Annotated in this window: 1 pseudogene; it reads left to right on the top strand. The window is 77.9% G+C overall.

Annotated elements, in window-relative coordinates:
* Positions 1-394: pseudogene (locus EHS43_RS48700) on the top strand (serine/threonine protein kinase); the annotation flags it as partial.

The following is a 394-nucleotide window of genomic DNA, read 5'->3' as shown; positions in this document are numbered from 1 at the left end:
GGCCGTGTCCGTCCCCGCGCCTGCGGCCCCCGCCGACGGGCCCGCGGCCCACCCGGTCGTGCCGCCGGACACCACGGGCCCGCGGGACGCGACACCGTGGACGAGCCGGTCCCCCGAGACGGTCGCCGACGGGCACCCCGCTCCCGGCAAGCTGTCCGTCTCCGTGGCCGCCACCTCCGCCCCCGGCGACAACGGCCGCGGCCGCCGGATGAGCTGCACGGTGGCGCTCGCGGTCGCGGGGGCGATGGCCGCGGTGACCGTGGGCTCGGTGTTCCTGTTCGACCTGCTGCCGGAACGGGGTGACAACGACTCGGCGGGTTCCCCACCCGGCAGCGACGCGTACTCCTCGGCGGCGACGTCCGTACCGTCGGCGTCCTCCTCCGTCTCCCCGTCC

The sequence above is a fragment of the Streptomyces sp. RP5T genome (assembly GCF_003933965.1).
Taxonomy (GTDB): Bacteria; Actinomycetota; Actinomycetes; order Streptomycetales; family Streptomycetaceae; genus Streptomyces.
The sequence above is the reverse complement of the archived record's forward strand: the minus strand, read 5'-3'. Positions and strand labels throughout refer to the sequence as shown.